We start from the raw sequence: 15,079 nt of genomic DNA on the forward strand, positions 1-15,079 counted from the left end.
ATTTCAGTTATCTCAGTTCTATAAGTCACCTCACTAGTCCTAATGAGCTCTTCTTTGAGGTTCAAGATTTCGGCGAGAGCCCCCTCACCGCGATGCAATTTCTCAAAATCCCTTGGATAGACGTTTTTATAAATAAGGATTGCAAGGAGCTTATTAGCGTCGAGTATAGCCTCACCATCAGTTTCCAGGTTGGATACATAAACAGCATACTCATTGAAGATATTTTGAATCAACCTTAGATCGTCCAAGTATCTTGAGGCTTCTCTCAGAAACTGGCGCTCAAGGCGAGCATCGAGCTCAAGCCGTCTCCCCTGTTCCAAAACCATATCGATCGAATTCGACGTGTTGATAATTGGAATAACAGGAATGATGAATTCGAAGAATTTGGTTCTGTCGATATTTACAAACATATCGTCACGCAGAGCATACAGAAATTTGATAGGGCGTTTCACACCTGCGTTCTCATTTACCAACCTATTAATTTCTCGCAGTGTGACGAAAATATCTGCATCCTCGAATCTATCAAGGTCTTCAATGATTACAAGTTCATACTTGGTTGACTGGAAAAAGTAGATGATTTCATCAAGGTGGCGGTTAAGTATGGACGTTTGATCCTCATCTGCAGGTTTGATTTCGACGTCTTTAAGCGAGATACTCTTCAGTGAAAAACCGAAACTCGCCACATAAAAGTGATGCAGAGTCGTCCATAGGAATGTTGCGGCAAAGAAAACTGTGAGCAAATTGAACCAGTTGCTAGCCGTAAATGACAGGGAAAAATAACCACTGAAGATATCTTCTAACTTAAGAAATACATAGGAAAGCGCGATAACTCCAAACAAGATGTAAAGTGATTTAAAATGTGCGCCAATGCCAGGCGACTGAATTCTTTTGAATCTCGACAAGGGAAGATTGTTTGCATCTGCCCCATACAGCATCTGCTGTAGGATACTCCGTTCAATATCTTGTCTGTTCACCTTACCTACCCCCGAGTCTCCTTCGGGAGAGAAAGCAGCAAGAGATATGTGAAGTGTTGGCATTTGATATTTCGTTAAAAAAGACTGGATGATACTGCTCTTGCCCGAGCCATAAGGGCCTGTTAAGGCAATATTGAATACCTTCGCATTTTTCGTTGCAAATAAAAGCGCTTCCGAATATACACCAGCCTTATCTGCTCTATCAGTTGGCGCGAGGTCCACAAACTTTGATGGCATTTCGGTGGGGATATTTTGGTTTTCTAGGGCAGTCAAGATTCTATTGAGGTGATGCGTAAGCCAGCGCATTAATGAGGTGATTGTCTCTTTCATAGGATCCTGAATTAGCCGTGGAAAATAAGAATGAATAAATAATTGCCGAAATTTAGACTCTCGCGCTTTTTTAAAAAAATACACCTTTTGATTCAGATAACCGATTTAACTATGTTATCGCTCCTAAAGTAAATCAACATAATCTCTCATGCAACCAGCCTTCAGCTTGGAGCTATAGTCTTAGCCGTTAGGTATTGATTAACTTTTTTATAAATACCAATCTAGGATGAAAAACCTTACTTGGAAACATAAAATTTCATATTGTGGTTCACTGCAGTGGAACTGCCGCAAAAACAATATTACGGAACCTTTGACCCTCGGCCTGCATTTGATGCAAAAATGTTACCTGTGAGAAATAAGCAGTTTTCTTAATTTGCCAGGCTAACAGGATATTGGGAATTAAATTCTCAGTATGTCTCTGATTTTTATAACGAATAAAAAAGCCATCTAAAAATCGTAGCATCATAGTTGGTCACCGTGATTGGTCACCAAATCAGCCACCTATCTTCTTGTTTATATTCCTTTTTATGATAATTGAACTCAGCATTATGCGACTTTTTCTGGTCACCGTTGGACACCGTATTTTTTACAAAGTTGATTTGGTAACTTATTGATTTATATACGGCAGGCCGGAGACTTTTAGTAAACAAAATGTGAAGGGATTAGCAGGCGTTAAATGGTGTCTTTTCCACTTAGAATTGACCCTCGGCCGATTTAGGCTTTGGGCGCGTTTTGGACACTTTGGTGACTTTTGGTGTCCAAAAATGCAGAAATACCGTGTTTTGAAACACAGCATTTTTAGCATAAACTTGAATTAAAACAGACAGATACATCAATAATAAAATGGCGGAGCGGACGGGACTCGAACCCGCGACCCCCGGCGTGACAGGCCGGTATTCTAACCGACTGAACTACCGCTCCGCGCTGGAGTGAGCTTGCGCTCTAATGGCTTGTTTGCTGAATTGGCGGAGCGGACGGGACTCGAACCCGCGACCCCCGGCGTGACAGGCCGGTATTCTAACCGACTGAACTACCGCTCCGGAATCAGACAAACGATAAATGCTTAAGTGGCGGAGCGGACGGGACTCGAACCCGCGACCCCCGGCGTGACAGGCCGGTATTCTAACCGACTGAACTACCGCTCCGAAGAAGCATTTATTAAATTGGCGGAGCGGACGGGACTCGAACCCGCGACCCCCGGCGTGACAGGCCGGTATTCTAACCGACTGAACTACCGCTCCGCGCCAATACACTGCAGCATTTTCAATTGGGTATGCTGCTGTGCGGCGGGAATAATACGGATTCACCGGTGGGCCGTCAACGACTTTTTTGCCGCTTTTGTTTATTCCTTAATCATCCGGTAAAGAAAGTTCCATAATGTCGTTTTTCTTGCTGTTTTTTTGTGCCGCACTGCTCGTTTTTGCTTCAGCAGCTCCTGGCATCGCCAAGGTATCCAAATCCATTGAGTTGTTCTTTTTCGCAAACAAGGTCTTAAAGGAGCGATCTGTGGCGACCATCCAAATCGCAAAACCACCACCACCTAAAATAACTATGTTGCTCAGGATCACTAATAGCCATGGAAAAGGTTTTTCTTCTTCAACAACAGGTTCAGTCACCACAGGACTGGCTGGCATTTCAGCGGCTGCTGTCGTCAGGCCTGCATTCTCTGAGTCGGCCGCAGCAGGAGCTACAGGTTCTGGCTCTACGACTTCAGCGACAAAAGACGCTTGGGGTAAGGTGATCACTACATCACGCCCTGTAACAGTCTGGGCAAACAAGATGCTGTCGACTTTGTATGTACCGCTGGCGTAATTGACAATTTTCAGCTTTTTATCCACTTCAGCACTTTCGCCTAAAGTAAAACTTTGTATTTCATTGTTCGGGAAACGGACTTTGCCCTGTAAAGCCACAGACTGGGGGTTAATCATCGGATCTGTAACTTTAAAGGTTAGCCAATGCAAATCTTCCGCTTTTGTTGCCTGCGCCACTTCATAGCTGATCGGGCTTTTATGTAAGATCACCGGTTCCTGCACCACCTCGCGGGTATACAAAGGGGTTTTTACGACAAATTTGGGTTGCCACTGGCCTGGTTTCATATCCAGTTTAAACTCACCGGTAAAAATACCGTCCCTTGGTTTTTCATCAAAATTGCGGCCATCATCAGCCAGAGTCGTGAGTTCAATCACGCCCGCACCAAAATTCTCGAATTCCGCATTATTACTGCTGATAAAAAGCACATCGAGCCGAAGCAAATCACGGAAGTCTTTTGCAACTATAGGCTGACCGCCGTTGCTCAGTGTTGCAGTCACTTTAATAGTTTCCCCTGCCATCAGATGATCAGGCAATGGAGGCACGTTTAATTCAATATCTGTCAGCACCATAATTTTGCTTTCTGGCAAAATTTGGCCAATAGCCTGCCAGGGTCCTGGTGTTGGTTTCTTAATTTTGATCAAGTCGTAGGTTTTATCGTCGTACCATTGAATATCCTGATCATCGGCGTTAATGACATTCACTTTGCTGCCATCAGGTTTGACTAAAATGACCGAAGCCGAACCTCGTTTGCGGAAAAAAACCATAGTGATTTCTTCCACTTCGTAATCAATGCGGAATCTGTTATCCAACAAAGGGATTTGGTTTTTAGCGGGTAAATCAGGTAACAAACTTAAGCCTGTTGGATCCTCAACATTTTCTTTCGCGTCAACACTGGTGGCAGTTTCCTGCGCCACTAGTTGCAGACTAAAGCATAACAACAGCAGATAAATTAATTTCGCCACAAGCAACTTCCTCCTTTTTTCTGCACCAGATCCAAACGTTGCTCGTGCGACTGTAATTCGGTTTCAGAGGCAAACACCACAGGTAAACGACTGGTGCGTTTAAGTTGCCCTACCACCACATTTTGCTGGGCGGCGGCTTGCTCGTCATTGGCTAAATTCAGGCTAACCTGCCCACCTGTCATCGCCAGATAGACATCAGCCAGAATTTCAGCATCCAATAAGGCGCCGTGTAAGGTACGGTGGCTGTTATTGATGTCGTAACGACGGCACAGGGCATCAAGGTTGTTTTTCTGCCCTGGATGCGCTTCACGCGCCATTTTTAACGTATCCAGCACGCCACAGATATCCGTCACAGGGGCAAGTGCAGGACGCAGCAGATTAAACTCGTGGTTGATAAAGCCGACGTCGAACGCGGCATTATGGATCACCAGTTCAGCACCAGCTATATACTGACAAAATTGCTGGGCCACTTCGGCAAAACGAGGTTTACCTATTAAAAACTCATTGGTAATACCGTGGACCGCTATGGCTTCCTGATCAATAAGCCGGTCTGGTTGTAAATAGACATGGAAATTATTGCCGGTCAGCCGACGATTAATCAGCTCCACACAACCAATTTCGATGATGCGATGGCCTTCCTGCGGGCTTAAACCTGTGGTTTCGGTGTCTAGTACTATCTGTCTTTTCAGCATTCTGATTCGTGTTCTTAGCGCTTTTACGTTAGATTATACGCCGATTTCAGTTGTGGGAAGCATCGATGCGTAAAACAGTAGCAATCTATACAGACGGGTCTTGCCTTGGAAACCCCGGACCAGGCGGTTATGGTGTGGTTTTACGCTATCAGGAGCACCAAAAAGAAATGTCTGGCGGCTACCAGCAAACCACCAATAACAGAATGGAATTACTGGCCGCTATTGTTGGTCTGGAGAGTTTAAAACAGCCCTGTGATGTAGACTTAACCACAGACAGTCAGTATGTGCGCTTAGGTATTACGCAGTGGCTGGCCAACTGGAAAAAAAACAACTGGAAAACCAGTCAGCGGGAACCGGTAAAAAATCAGGACTTATGGCGCCGTTTAGATGCAGCTTGTCAGGGGCATAAAGTGAACTGGCATTGGGTCAAAGGCCATGCCGGACATCCGGAAAACGAACGCTGTGATGAGTTAGCAAGAGTCGCGGCTACCCACAATGCCACAGAAGTGGACACGGGTTTCCAGGCCTCGTCATAAAGAGAAGACAGGCCAAAGTAACGAAACAGCAGTCACTATTAACAGTACCGAAAAAGTTTTACGCACCCATAACTGTGGGATATAAGCCGATAAAATAATGCCGCCCAAACTGCCGCAAGCACCAATTAAGCCCAACCAGCCAATCAGTTCCAATGGTAAGGTTTCTCCCTGAACAGACATCAGCCAGTAATGGCTGATAAAACCTGTGCTGCTTTGCAGGAAAATGAGCGCCAAGCTACAGGCAATAGCGCCCGACATAGGGATTGTTGTTACCGCAAGCAGCAAGGGGACTATTAAAAAACCGCCGCCCACACCAACCAAACCAGTCAGCATACCTAAAGCCATCGCCAGCAAAGCCAGCAGTAAAGCAGAATGGATTTGCCATTGCCAGATGCGTTGACGCCACATATTGGCAGCACTGCCCAGCATTAAGACGGCCAGGATCAACAACTGCACAGAAGAGTGCATCCATTGAGCTAAAGCAACCCCAAGCAAAGTTCCAAAAAAAGCCGGCACAGCAAAACGCTTAAATAATGCAAAGTCGAGATGACGTCGCCACAGATAAGGCAATAAAGCGATAAAGCTGATTTGAGCCACTACACCTAAAGACGAGACTATCGCGATTTTTTCCGGCAACTGCACTAAATGCACCAGCACTGGAACGGTCAGAATAGACCCCCCCGATCCCAACAGGCCAACACTTAAGCCAATAATTAAGGCTGAAATTAGTACCAGAGCAGACATAAAAAACCACGAAGCTTAATAACTAAAAGAAATATTAAGCTTCACTAAAGGAATAAGCAAGCGCAGCGTACATTCAAATGAAGACAAAAAAACCAGCATCAGCTGGCTTTTTATTCACACAACAAACGGCTTATTCAGCTTTTAATAAAGCTTCCACTTCTTTGACAAAATCAGCATCGTCTGGCGAGACTTTACTGCCAAAGTGTTTGACCTGTTGCTCATCTTTGCTGACCAGATACTTGTTAAAGTTCCAGGACGGCTTTTCGCCTGTTTTGGCAATTAAAGCTTTAAATACCGGGTTCACATCACTGCCGCGCACAGCACTGGTGGCAAACATGGGGAAGGTCACGCCGTAGTTGATGTAACAAACTTCTGCGGTTTTTTCCTCATCGTCATGTTCTTGCATAAAGTCGTCAGAAGGGAAACCCAGTACCACTAAACCCTGATCTTTGTATTTTTCATACAACCCCTGCAACGCAGTAAATTGAGGAGTAAAACCACATTTGCTGGCGGTGTTTACGATCAATAAAGTTTTACCTTTGTAGGTTTCACATAAATCCAGAGTTTCTTTTTTACGTAACTGCGGCAGTGAATGACCAAGAATTTCGCCACAGCTATTGGCAAAAGCCACGCCGCTCGCGCTGAGCAGCAGTGCCGCAGTCAGCATTTTCTTCATTGTTTTCATTATTAGCTCCTGTGATTAAACGATGTGAACTGATACGGGCCAAGTCAGATGCTGGATCTGAGCTGTAACAACAGACCGCGCATCAGAGGCTATTGTTTCATACCGATATAAAATTCATACAGATACAAAAAAGGCGACCTGAGTCGCCCTTTTATGCATCTGACTTTATTGCACTAAAGCCAAAGCTTCTAAAATTTCACGCGGCTCAACTTCAGGGCCATTTAAGGACTCATCCCAGTTGGTGCCAATCAGTACGCCGTCGTCGTACATTTCTTGCAACCAGCCTTCACAGAATACATCCAGTGGAATAGCTTCTGGTTTGTAGTCTGACCATTCTTCTGAGCAGTGCACTAAAGCCGCTTCCTGGCTAGACCAGAATGGCATCACGTCTGTGTCTTCAAAATCAACAGACTCCACTACCAGCAAATCTTCGCCGTTTGCTAAAGTCCAAACCACACCATGGGTTTTGGCTTCCGCAATAAAATTTTGAAACACCGGATCATGTGAATATTCGCCCATGGCAACCACCTTTATCTGAACTGTTAGTTTAATTGCGACTATTAGAGCAGAAAACCAGATTAAAGACGAATTAAAATGCCCTTTCGTACCTGCTGCAGTTCCCCTGTTTTTTAAAAATAACGTACAATTGCCGCATTCTAAACAACAAGATGAGTGACTCTTATGGCTCAGTATATTTACAGCATGTACCGCATGTCGAAAGTAGTGCCGCCAAAACGCACTATTTTAAAAGACATTTCGCTGTCGTTTTTCCCTGGTGCAAAAATTGGTGTTTTGGGTTTAAACGGTTCAGGTAAATCCAGCTTGCTGCGCATTATGGCTGGCGTGGACACAGAGTTTGACGGTGAAGCCCGTCCTTTAGCTGGCATCAATATTGGTTATCTGCCACAGGAACCTCAGCTTGACCCGGAAAAAACTGTACGTGAAGTGGTCGAAGAAGCCGTTGCTGATGTGAAAAACGCGTTAACCCGTTTGGATCAGGTGTACGCAGCTTACGCAGAAGAAAATGCTGACTTTGACGCTTTAGCCCGTGAACAAGGCGAGCTGGAAGCTATTATTCAGGCAAAAGAGGGTCATAACCTCGACAATATTCTTGACCGTGCTGCCGATGCGCTGCGTCTGCCAGCCTGGGATGCACTAATTAAACACTTATCAGGTGGTGAACGCCGCCGTGTCGCTATCTGTCGTTTACTGTTAGAAAAACCAGACATGTTGCTGCTGGACGAACCTACTAACCACTTGGATGCTGAATCTGTGGCCTGGTTAGAACGTTTCCTGCACGATTACACAGGCACAGTTGTGGCTATTACCCACGACCGTTATTTCCTCGACAACGTAGCAGGCTGGATTTTAGAGCTGGACCGCGGTGAAGGTATTCCGTGGGAAGGTAACTACTCCTCCTGGTTAGAGCAAAAAGATGCCCGTTTAGAGCAGGAAGAACGCAGCGAAAACGCCCGTCAGCGCTCTATCAAGCAGGAATTGGAATGGGTTCGTACCAATCCAAAAGGCCGTCATGCCAAGAGCAAAGCCCGTATGGCCCGTTTTGAAGAACTGCAAAGCCAGGACTTCCAGAAACGTAACGAAACCAACGAGCTGTTTATTCCGCCAGGACCACGTTTAGGCGACAAAGTGCTGGAAGTGAAAAACCTGCGTAAAACCTTTGGCGACCGTGTCCTGATTGACGATTTAAGCTTCAGTATTCCAAAAGGCGCCATCGTTGGTATTATCGGCCCGAACGGTGCAGGTAAGTCGACGCTGTTTAAGATGATCACCGGCATGGAACAAGCGGACGGCGGCACTATCGAAGTGGGCGATACAGTTCAAATTGCCAGCGTTGATCAGTTCCGTGACAGCATGAATCCGAAAAACACCGTATGGCAGGAAATTTCCAACGGTCAGGATATTCTGCAGATTGGTAACTTCCAAATTCCAAGCCGTGCTTATGTCGGTCGCTTTAACTTTAAAGGCAACGATCAGCAAAAGTTTATTGGTGACTTATCCGGTGGTGAACGTAACCGTGTGCATTTGGCTGCGCTGTTAAAAGCTGGCGGCAACATGCTGTTACTGGATGAACCAACCAACGATTTAGACGTTGAGACTTTGCGTGCTCTGGAAAACGCCATCCTCGATTTCCCTGGCTGCGCCATGGTGATCTCGCACGACCGTTGGTTCCTTGACCGTATTGCCACTCATATTCTGGATTACCGTGATGAAGGCAAAGTTAACTTCTTCGAAGGTAACTACTCAGACTACGAAAGCTGGATGAAAGCCACTTACGGTAGTGATGCAATGCAACCGCACCGTATTAAATATAAGAAGATCTAAGAGCACAAAGCTCTAAATAAAAAGGGGTAAAGCCGATGACTTTACCCCTTTTTTATTGACGCTGCGTTTTACACTGCGTCTTCGTTTTCTTCGCCCGTGCGGATACGAATGACACGTTCCACATCAAACACAAAAATTTTGCCATCACCAATACGGCCGGTCTGGGCAGTTTTGATAATCACATCAATACAACGTTCAACCTGATCGTCCGGCAGTACCAGCTCAATTTTTACCTTAGGTAAAAAGTCGACCATATATTCAGCACCACGGTACAGTTCGGTATGGCCTTTCTGACGACCAAAACCTTTGACCTCAGTCACTGTCATACCGGTGATATTAATTTCGGCCAGAGCTTCCCGTACGTCGTCTAATTTAAAAGGCTTAATAATAGCTTCAACTTTTTTCATGACTTCCTCAGCGCTGTTTCCGCATCCACGATGTGATGGGGTATCTTCTGTCTTTACCAAAGTTGCGGCTGGTCACTTTTGGACCCACGGCCGACTGGCGTCTTTTGTATTCGTTGATGTCGATTAAATTCAAAACCCGGCGCACTGTGGCTTCATCATAGCCCATCGCCACTATGGCAGGCTGTGACTTGTCGTGCTCAACATAAGCTTCAATCATCGCATCTAAATCATCATAAGGCGGCAAATTGTCCTGATCAGTTTGATCAGGCGCCAGCTCAGCAGATGGCGGCCTGTCTATAACCCGCTGTGGGATCACAGGCGAAATGCTGTTGCGATACTCTGCTAAACGATACACCAGGGTTTTTGGCACATCTTTAATAACAGCAAAACCACCACACATATCGCCGTACAGAGTACAGTAGCCTACAGCGTTTTCGCTTTTATTGCCTGTAGTTAACAGCATACGACCGGTTTTATTCGACATCGCCATTAATAACACACCACGAATACGGGCCTGCAGGTTTTCTTCTGTCGTATCTTTACCACGGCCTTTAAACTGCGGCGTTAATTGTTGCATAAAGCTGTTGTACATAGGTTCAATAGAGACTGAATCAAACTCAACGCCCATCACTTCCGCCTGAGCTTTAGCATCTTCCACACTCATCGACGAGGTATAAGCAAAAGGCAGCATCAGGGCTTGAACCTTATCCGCACCTATCGCATCAGCAGCTATCGCCAGCGTTAAAGCTGAATCGATACCACCAGATAACCCCAGCACTGCGCCAGGGAAACCGTTGTGCTGAATATAATCGCGGGTCGCCATCACTAAAGCGGCATAAACTTCAGCTTCGACAGATAAGGGTGGTGCAAGCTCTACATGGCCATAATGCTGACCACGGGCCGCTAAATTGACTGTCGCAAGTTCTGGCTCACAAGCCTTACCACGGAACAGTAATTGTGCATCGGGGCTGACAACCAGAGACTGACCATCGAATACCAGCTCGTCCTGACCAATCACATTATTGACATAAACAAAACCTAAATGCAGGTGTTTGGCCAGGGTTTGCAATAAGGCTTCGCGCTGCTGTGCTTTGCCAATTTCATAAGGTGATGCGTTTAATACCAAAGCCCAATCTGCGCCCTGCTCTTTGGCTAAAGCAGCCGGAGCACCTTGCCAGACATCTTCGCAAATCAACACTGAAAAACGTTGGCCTTTCAGCTCAAAACTACAAGCTTCAGTACCTTCGGTAAAATAGCGTTTTTCGTCAAACACACCGTAATTAGGCAAAGCTTGTTTGTAATAACGCGCTATCACCTCACCGTTTTGGATCACGGAAGCGGCGTTATACAAATCTTCACCGTCACGCCATGGGTGACCAATCACCAATGTATTCGGCAGCTTAGCCGCACAAATCTGCTGCAGGCTTTGTTCGACCAGCAATTGAAAGTCGCCACGCAGCAATAAGTCTTCTGGCGGGTAGCCTGTTAAGGTCAGCTCAGGAAATAACAACAAATCGCTTTGACTGCTTGTGGCAATCTCCAGCACTTTTGCGGTGTTTTGCGCCACAGCAGCCACAACAAAAGGCTGTTGCACCAGGGTAATAGAGACAGCAGAGGACATCTGAACCTGCACTAAAGGATGAAAAAACTGCCGCTATGGTAGCGATTTTTGCCGCCGGACTCAATCAAGCTGCTGCAGAAGCTGTATTTCATTCCTCATTTAGATATTTAACATAAATGCAACTAAACTTACGCAGACACACCGCAAGGATGGCCAAACTTATGCAACATCAGCATATGATCAAAAAAGCATGGGCTTTTAGCCTGATAGAGCTTTTAATTGTATTGGCTATTGTTGCGATACTTTCAGCTATAGGCATGCCTAATTTACGGGAAGTCTGGCAACGCTTGCAGGCGGACCACTTTATGCGCCAACTCAGTCAGCATTTGGCCTATGCCAGAGTGCATGCTATAGCTCTGCAAAAGCCCGTTCAAATTTGCCCACGTCATGGCCTGACATGCAGTTCAGACTGGAATTCTGCGCCTATTCAACTACACCAAAAAGGTTTAAAAAACTGGCAGGATCTATTGCTACGCGAACTTAAACATCCGGTGAATAGCCATCAGTTGTTTTACAGCAGAGCGTCACTGCAGTTTCGCAGTGACGGTAGTCTGGATTTATTAGAGTCAGGTACTTTTGTGTATTGCAGCAAAGAGCCTTATCACTGGCATTTCAGATTGAGCGTCAGTCAGGCCGGGCGCAGCCGTTTATGGCAGGAGAATAGCCCCTGCCCTTATTAAACTAAACCCTTTAATAACTCCAGCATGACGAGCCAGGTTCACTGCTTTTTTGGCCATAATTATTTAGCGAAAATATCTGACAGCTTTTATCCTCGCTCTGCGCCTGCTGTGCCTGAGCTTTTAACTGATAACCTTGCTCTGTCACCACTGCACTGATTTTATAACGGCCTGATTCGGTAACAAACTGCTTCGCCGCAAAACCTAACTCCGTAAGATCTGCGCTGTATCGTCGCTGATCCACCAATAACATCTCCTGCAAACCAGCCACTTTTAACAATTCCTGCATGGCTTCTGTTCTGTAGCTTTTTAATACATGGTCCTGATAACCTGGTAATAACACAGATGCCAGAATGCCCATAATGGCCAGAACCACCAGCAGTTCAATTAAGCCTATACCCCGCACTCCGGGCTTCATTCAAAGGCTCCTTCTTCGCTATGGTAAGTCCCCATCAGTTGCCAACGCGGAAAACTGCCATGTTGCATAGGGTTACTGCAATAGGTGCAGTCGGGACTGATCTCCAGCAGATTGTTAATCAGCACCTGCTGATGCTTCTGCTCGATAAGGGCAAAGCCGCCCTGTGTATTCGCTTTAACCATCAAAGCTCCTGCTGCTTTTTCTAAAGGTAAAAGCTGCTGCCGATAAACTGAAGACGCATGATGTAAATGCAAAGCCATTAAAGCTGAAGAGCTCTGCTCGATGCTGCAGATCTGCGTTGGGTCCTGCTGCAACACTGTCAGGTACACCACACCAGCCGCCACAACAGGAGGCTGAGTCAGGCGACCCGCAATATGGCTGTACCAGCCATTTTTCTGTTGGATTTGCAGCCACTCCTGATCGGTTAACACTGCAAGGTCAGGCGTGGCTGGCAAAGTTCGGTCTACTAAATCTGCGGACCCGGGAACTGGCCCGTCTTGTTGTTTCAGCAGCACAACGACACTTTGTTGCTGTCGCAAAGCACTCAACAGAATCAGCCATTGGCTGCGCCTGGAATGGAAATCACGGCCTGATCCACCCACAGGAACTGCTGCATATAAGGTACGAATAAACTGTATATCACTGAACCCAAGAGCAGACAAATCGGCGACCGGCTGAATAGTATAAAACTGGTTGTATTCCATTTGAGCCTGCCAGACCAAACCTGTTTTGGTGCTGAAAATCAGACTGTCTGAAACTGAATCTCTGTTTTGATCATAAACAGCCACAGCACCGGATAACTCAGAAATATTTTGTTGTGCTGCCAACCTGGCTCTCACCTTACCTGTCAGGGCATCTACTTTATAAAACAAAGTTTTCGGCTCTGCCGATCCGATATTCGGTAATAAAATCGACAACACTGACATGCCTGGCCCCTGCTCTTCCATTGATATGGGCTGAGCCATAGCTCCTGATAAGTCTTCAAAATCAGACTCTGCAGCGCTGACAGACCACAACAGCTCAGGTAAATGCAGAGGATTGAGCTTTAAGGCAAAATACGACGGGCTTTGATTACTGCTGCCACTGATAAGAATAAACTGGTCGTTTTGTTTCAGCTCTTGCTCTGTGATCAGTAGAGGCTGATGCACCTGCGCAGCTAAATCCTCAAGTTCAGCTCTGATCTGTGACAAGAAGGGAAGTAAAGGCCAGGGTAACCACCAGAGCGTTTTTTTGCTCTGATCATTGGCTTTGAATTTCAACACGCCCGCATAGCTGACCACCTGATATCCTGCATCAACATAAGCAGGCAACGACTGGCTTTGTACATCCAGTCTAGTGCAGGACAACTCCTCTAACTTCGCAGGCAAATACTCCAGCCATTTTGCTGTCTCCTGATGACTCAGTTTTAAATGGGTCGACAGTGCATTGTGCTGCTCCTGGTTCAATGCTGTCAGTTGCACTGAGCCCACACCTGGAACATGGCTCCAGTAGCTGTCTGCTGACAATGGGTAACTACACAACAGCAGGCAGAGTCCAAACCTACAAAAGCCCATCCCTGCCCCCTTCAGGCAAAGATTGCCTGACTAAAAAACTGGTGACACTATGTTGCTCATGAGACATACCCCCAGTAGTGCGAAGCTGATGCCACTCACATTGCGTTGACAGTTCACTCCAGGCGGCATACTGCGCAGGACAGGGAGCCACCACAAAAACACCGGACTCGATATCACCTTGTTTCAGCTGCTGTAATTGCTGCGCATGCTTGCTTTGGGTTTGCTGCTTTAACTGCACAGACAAAGTGGCACTACCCGCCAACTTTTTACTTAAACTGGTTTGCACCAGCATGGGTATAGTAATGCAGCTTAAAATCAGCATTAACACCAGGGTAGTAACCAGAATAAAACCTTTAGAACTTAACATCATAACGACCTCCTTTTATAAGCGTGTGTTGCTAAATGCCACAGAACTGCTGACTAACAGGCGTCGAAACGGATCAGAAGGAGCCTTAAACCATTGCTGGCCCATCTGGTAAAGCTGGTTGTTTTGGTAACTAAAGTCTTCGTCTAAACTGCGTAACAACAGGTAAAACTTAATATTAATAATACGGTGTTTTTGTTGCTGCCAATGCTGTTGCTGCATTTGAACTGTGCTTAAGTAATAATCCACCTGACCATCTAAATTAGCGTCCAGACCGAATTCAAAATGCATCCTCTCGACCCCATCCATAATTGAATCGGTATCCATCACTGCTTGCCCTGCCGCATTACGGATCAATCGCTTACGCATTAACACCGGCACTACATCGCCAGCATGTTTTTGTTCGCTGATATAAAACACCTGATGGCTGTATGGCCAGTACAGTGAATCCGGGATCAGCTCTGCACTGGAGCTGCTGACAAAACGGTTACTGGCCGCTGAAGTTTCAAAATAAAATCGGTTTGTGCGCATTTGGGTGGCTAATACATTGCTGCCAACTATACGTTTGAACTGCAACAGCTCGGATCCGGCTTTAGGCTGACTTAAGCAGCTCAGATGCTTTTGTTGCTTCACTTGTTCTGCATAAAGCGTCAGGTAAGGCTGGTCTTTCATAGGGAAACTACCGACATCAAACTCAGCGACACAGTCACCTAATACCGGAGGCAACTGATGTGAAGCTGAGGCCACATCAGCCAGACTGCGGCCAGCGAAAAACATCATATTTGGCAATTCAGACTGGAACAAACTCAACAACATCTGGCTATTTTGCTGCAACTGCACCAGCTGTTGGGTTTGTCGGTTGGATTGCTGAGTGGCAAACAAAGTCCCAATCAAAAAGGTCATCAGCACTAAGCCTAAAGTCAGACTGACCAGCACTTCCAACAAAGTGAAACCGCGCATC

15 protein-coding genes and 4 tRNA genes are annotated in these 15,079 nt (G+C 46.1%); 3 read left to right on the forward strand and 16 right to left on the reverse strand.

Annotated features, from left to right (window positions below; genetic code table 11):
• The 7 genes from LSG37_RS18110 to dnaQ all read right to left on the reverse strand — a co-directional run.
• Positions 1-1,304, reverse strand: a 1,304-nt coding sequence (locus LSG37_RS18110) for a YobI family P-loop NTPase (RefSeq protein ID WP_233081226.1), incomplete at its 3' end; no start/stop codon positions are given.
• A gap of 844 nt (positions 1,305-2,148) precedes the next feature.
• Positions 2,149-2,225 (reverse strand) — tRNA-Asp (locus LSG37_RS18115).
• A gap of 42 nt (positions 2,226-2,267) precedes the next feature.
• Positions 2,268-2,344: transfer RNA gene (locus LSG37_RS18120), tRNA-Asp, on the reverse strand.
• A gap of 28 nt (positions 2,345-2,372) precedes the next feature.
• Positions 2,373-2,449: transfer RNA gene (locus LSG37_RS18125), tRNA-Asp, on the reverse strand.
• A gap of 19 nt (positions 2,450-2,468) precedes the next feature.
• A tRNA-Asp gene (locus LSG37_RS18130) sits at positions 2,469-2,545 on the reverse strand.
• A gap of 108 nt (positions 2,546-2,653) precedes the next feature.
• A complete protein-coding gene (locus LSG37_RS18135) occupies positions 2,654-4,078 on the reverse strand; it encodes a TIGR03503 family protein (RefSeq protein WP_233081228.1) in 1,425 nt (474 codons plus the stop codon).
• Positions 4,066-4,770: a DNA polymerase III subunit epsilon gene (gene dnaQ / locus LSG37_RS18140; RefSeq protein ID WP_233081230.1), complete on the reverse strand. Its 705-nt coding sequence runs from the start codon at positions 4,768-4,770 to the stop codon at positions 4,066-4,068. The genes LSG37_RS18135 and dnaQ overlap by 13 nt, the downstream gene beginning before the upstream one ends.
• A gap of 65 nt (positions 4,771-4,835) precedes the next feature.
• On the opposite strand from dnaQ, the gene rnhA reads away from it, so the two are divergent.
• Complete coding sequence (gene rnhA, locus LSG37_RS18145) at positions 4,836-5,306, forward strand: ribonuclease HI (protein WP_233081232.1); 471 nt, start codon at positions 4,836-4,838, stop codon at positions 5,304-5,306.
• Here the strand turns inward: rnhA and LSG37_RS18150 are convergent.
• The 3 genes from LSG37_RS18150 to LSG37_RS18160 form a co-directional block, all read right to left on the reverse strand.
• Positions 5,301-6,050, reverse strand: a complete 750-nt coding sequence (locus LSG37_RS18150; protein WP_233081234.1) for a sulfite exporter TauE/SafE family protein — start codon at positions 6,048-6,050, stop codon at positions 5,301-5,303. The two genes, rnhA and LSG37_RS18150, sit on opposite strands and share 6 nt — an antisense overlap.
• A 130-nt stretch (positions 6,051-6,180) precedes the next feature.
• Positions 6,181-6,735 (reverse strand): glutathione peroxidase, encoded by a 555-nt coding sequence (locus LSG37_RS18155; protein ID WP_233081236.1) that lies wholly within the window; start codon positions 6,733-6,735, stop codon positions 6,181-6,183.
• Between the two features lie 165 nt (positions 6,736-6,900).
• The gene (locus LSG37_RS18160) at positions 6,901-7,254 is read right to left on the reverse strand and encodes a DUF2750 domain-containing protein (RefSeq protein WP_127025572.1); all 354 of its coding nucleotides are present in this window, start codon (positions 7,252-7,254) and stop codon (positions 6,901-6,903) included.
• A 162-nt stretch (positions 7,255-7,416) separates the two neighbouring features.
• Between LSG37_RS18160 and ettA the strand changes: the two genes are divergently transcribed.
• Positions 7,417-9,078: an energy-dependent translational throttle protein EttA gene (gene ettA, locus LSG37_RS18165; protein WP_233081238.1), complete on the forward strand. Its 1,662-nt coding sequence runs from the start codon at positions 7,417-7,419 to the stop codon at positions 9,076-9,078.
• Positions 9,079-9,146: 68 nt separating this feature from the next.
• Here ettA and glnB read toward each other — a convergent pair whose 3' ends face one another.
• Together glnB and LSG37_RS18175 are read right to left on the reverse strand one after the other, a co-directional pair.
• Complete coding sequence (gene glnB / locus LSG37_RS18170) at positions 9,147-9,485, reverse strand: nitrogen regulatory protein P-II (protein WP_008900549.1); 339 nt, start codon at positions 9,483-9,485, stop codon at positions 9,147-9,149.
• Positions 9,486-9,492: 7 nt separating this feature from the next.
• The gene (locus LSG37_RS18175) at positions 9,493-11,106 is read right to left on the reverse strand and encodes an NAD+ synthase (protein WP_233081239.1); all 1,614 of its coding nucleotides are present in this window, start codon (positions 11,104-11,106) and stop codon (positions 9,493-9,495) included.
• A gap of 161 nt (positions 11,107-11,267) precedes the next feature.
• Here LSG37_RS18175 and LSG37_RS18180 point away from each other — a divergent pair, with 161 nt between their 5' ends.
• Positions 11,268-11,786, forward strand: coding sequence for a GspH/FimT family pseudopilin (locus LSG37_RS18180; RefSeq protein WP_233081240.1), 519 nt, complete (start codon positions 11,268-11,270; stop codon positions 11,784-11,786).
• Positions 11,787-11,796: 10 nt separating this feature from the next.
• Here LSG37_RS18180 and LSG37_RS18185 read toward each other — a convergent pair whose 3' ends face one another.
• Genes LSG37_RS18185 through LSG37_RS18200 form a run of 4 tightly spaced genes read right to left on the reverse strand, consistent with a single transcriptional unit; the run spans position 11,797 to position 15,078 of the window.
• Complete coding sequence (locus tag LSG37_RS18185; RefSeq protein ID WP_233081241.1) at positions 11,797-12,201, reverse strand: type IV pilin protein; 405 nt, start codon at positions 12,199-12,201, stop codon at positions 11,797-11,799.
• Entirely contained in the window at positions 12,198-13,754 is a 1,557-nt protein-coding gene (locus LSG37_RS18190; RefSeq protein ID WP_233081242.1) for a hypothetical protein, read from the reverse strand. Before LSG37_RS18190 ends, LSG37_RS18185 begins: the two co-directional genes overlap by 4 nt.
• Positions 13,741-14,124, reverse strand: a complete 384-nt coding sequence (locus LSG37_RS18195; RefSeq protein ID WP_233081243.1) for a hypothetical protein — start codon at positions 14,122-14,124, stop codon at positions 13,741-13,743. Before LSG37_RS18195 ends, LSG37_RS18190 begins: the two co-directional genes overlap by 14 nt.
• A 12-nt stretch (positions 14,125-14,136) precedes the next feature.
• A complete protein-coding gene (locus tag LSG37_RS18200; protein ID WP_233081244.1) occupies positions 14,137-15,078 on the reverse strand; it encodes a PilW family protein in 942 nt (313 codons plus the stop codon).
• Position 15,079: the final 1 nt, after the last annotated feature.

The organism is Rheinheimera soli, from assembly GCF_021290985.1.
GTDB lineage: Bacteria > Pseudomonadota > Gammaproteobacteria > Enterobacterales > Alteromonadaceae > Pararheinheimera > Pararheinheimera soli.

What these genes read in the sequence shown, in the direction of transcription:
- dnaQ (WP_233081230.1), bottom strand. Translation starts at nt 4,770, where the DNA reads ATGCTGAAAAGACAGATAGTACTAGACACCGAAACCACAGGTTTAAGC.
- rnhA (WP_233081232.1), top strand. Translation starts at nt 4,836, where the DNA reads ATGCGTAAAACAGTAGCAATCTATACAGACGGGTCTTGCCTTGGAAAC.
- LSG37_RS18150 (WP_233081234.1), bottom strand. Translation starts at nt 6,050, where the DNA reads ATGTCTGCTCTGGTACTAATTTCAGCCTTAATTATTGGCTTAAGTGTT.
- LSG37_RS18155 (WP_233081236.1), bottom strand. Translation starts at nt 6,735, where the DNA reads ATGAAAACAATGAAGAAAATGCTGACTGCGGCACTGCTGCTCAGCGCG.
- LSG37_RS18160 (WP_127025572.1), bottom strand. Translation starts at nt 7,254, where the DNA reads ATGGGCGAATATTCACATGATCCGGTGTTTCAAAATTTTATTGCGGAA.
- ettA (WP_233081238.1), top strand. Translation starts at nt 7,417, where the DNA reads ATGGCTCAGTATATTTACAGCATGTACCGCATGTCGAAAGTAGTGCCG.
- glnB (WP_008900549.1), bottom strand. Translation starts at nt 9,485, where the DNA reads ATGAAAAAAGTTGAAGCTATTATTAAGCCTTTTAAATTAGACGACGTA.
- LSG37_RS18175 (WP_233081239.1), bottom strand. Translation starts at nt 11,106, where the DNA reads ATGTCCTCTGCTGTCTCTATTACCCTGGTGCAACAGCCTTTTGTTGTG.
- LSG37_RS18180 (WP_233081240.1), top strand. Translation starts at nt 11,268, where the DNA reads ATGCAACATCAGCATATGATCAAAAAAGCATGGGCTTTTAGCCTGATA.
- LSG37_RS18185 (WP_233081241.1), bottom strand. Translation starts at nt 12,201, where the DNA reads ATGAAGCCCGGAGTGCGGGGTATAGGCTTAATTGAACTGCTGGTGGTT.
- LSG37_RS18190 (WP_233081242.1), bottom strand. Translation starts at nt 13,754, where the DNA reads ATGGGCTTTTGTAGGTTTGGACTCTGCCTGCTGTTGTGTAGTTACCCA.
- LSG37_RS18195 (WP_233081243.1), bottom strand. Translation starts at nt 14,124, where the DNA reads ATGATGTTAAGTTCTAAAGGTTTTATTCTGGTTACTACCCTGGTGTTA.
- LSG37_RS18200 (WP_233081244.1), bottom strand. Translation starts at nt 15,078, where the DNA reads ATGCGCGGTTTCACTTTGTTGGAAGTGCTGGTCAGTCTGACTTTAGGC.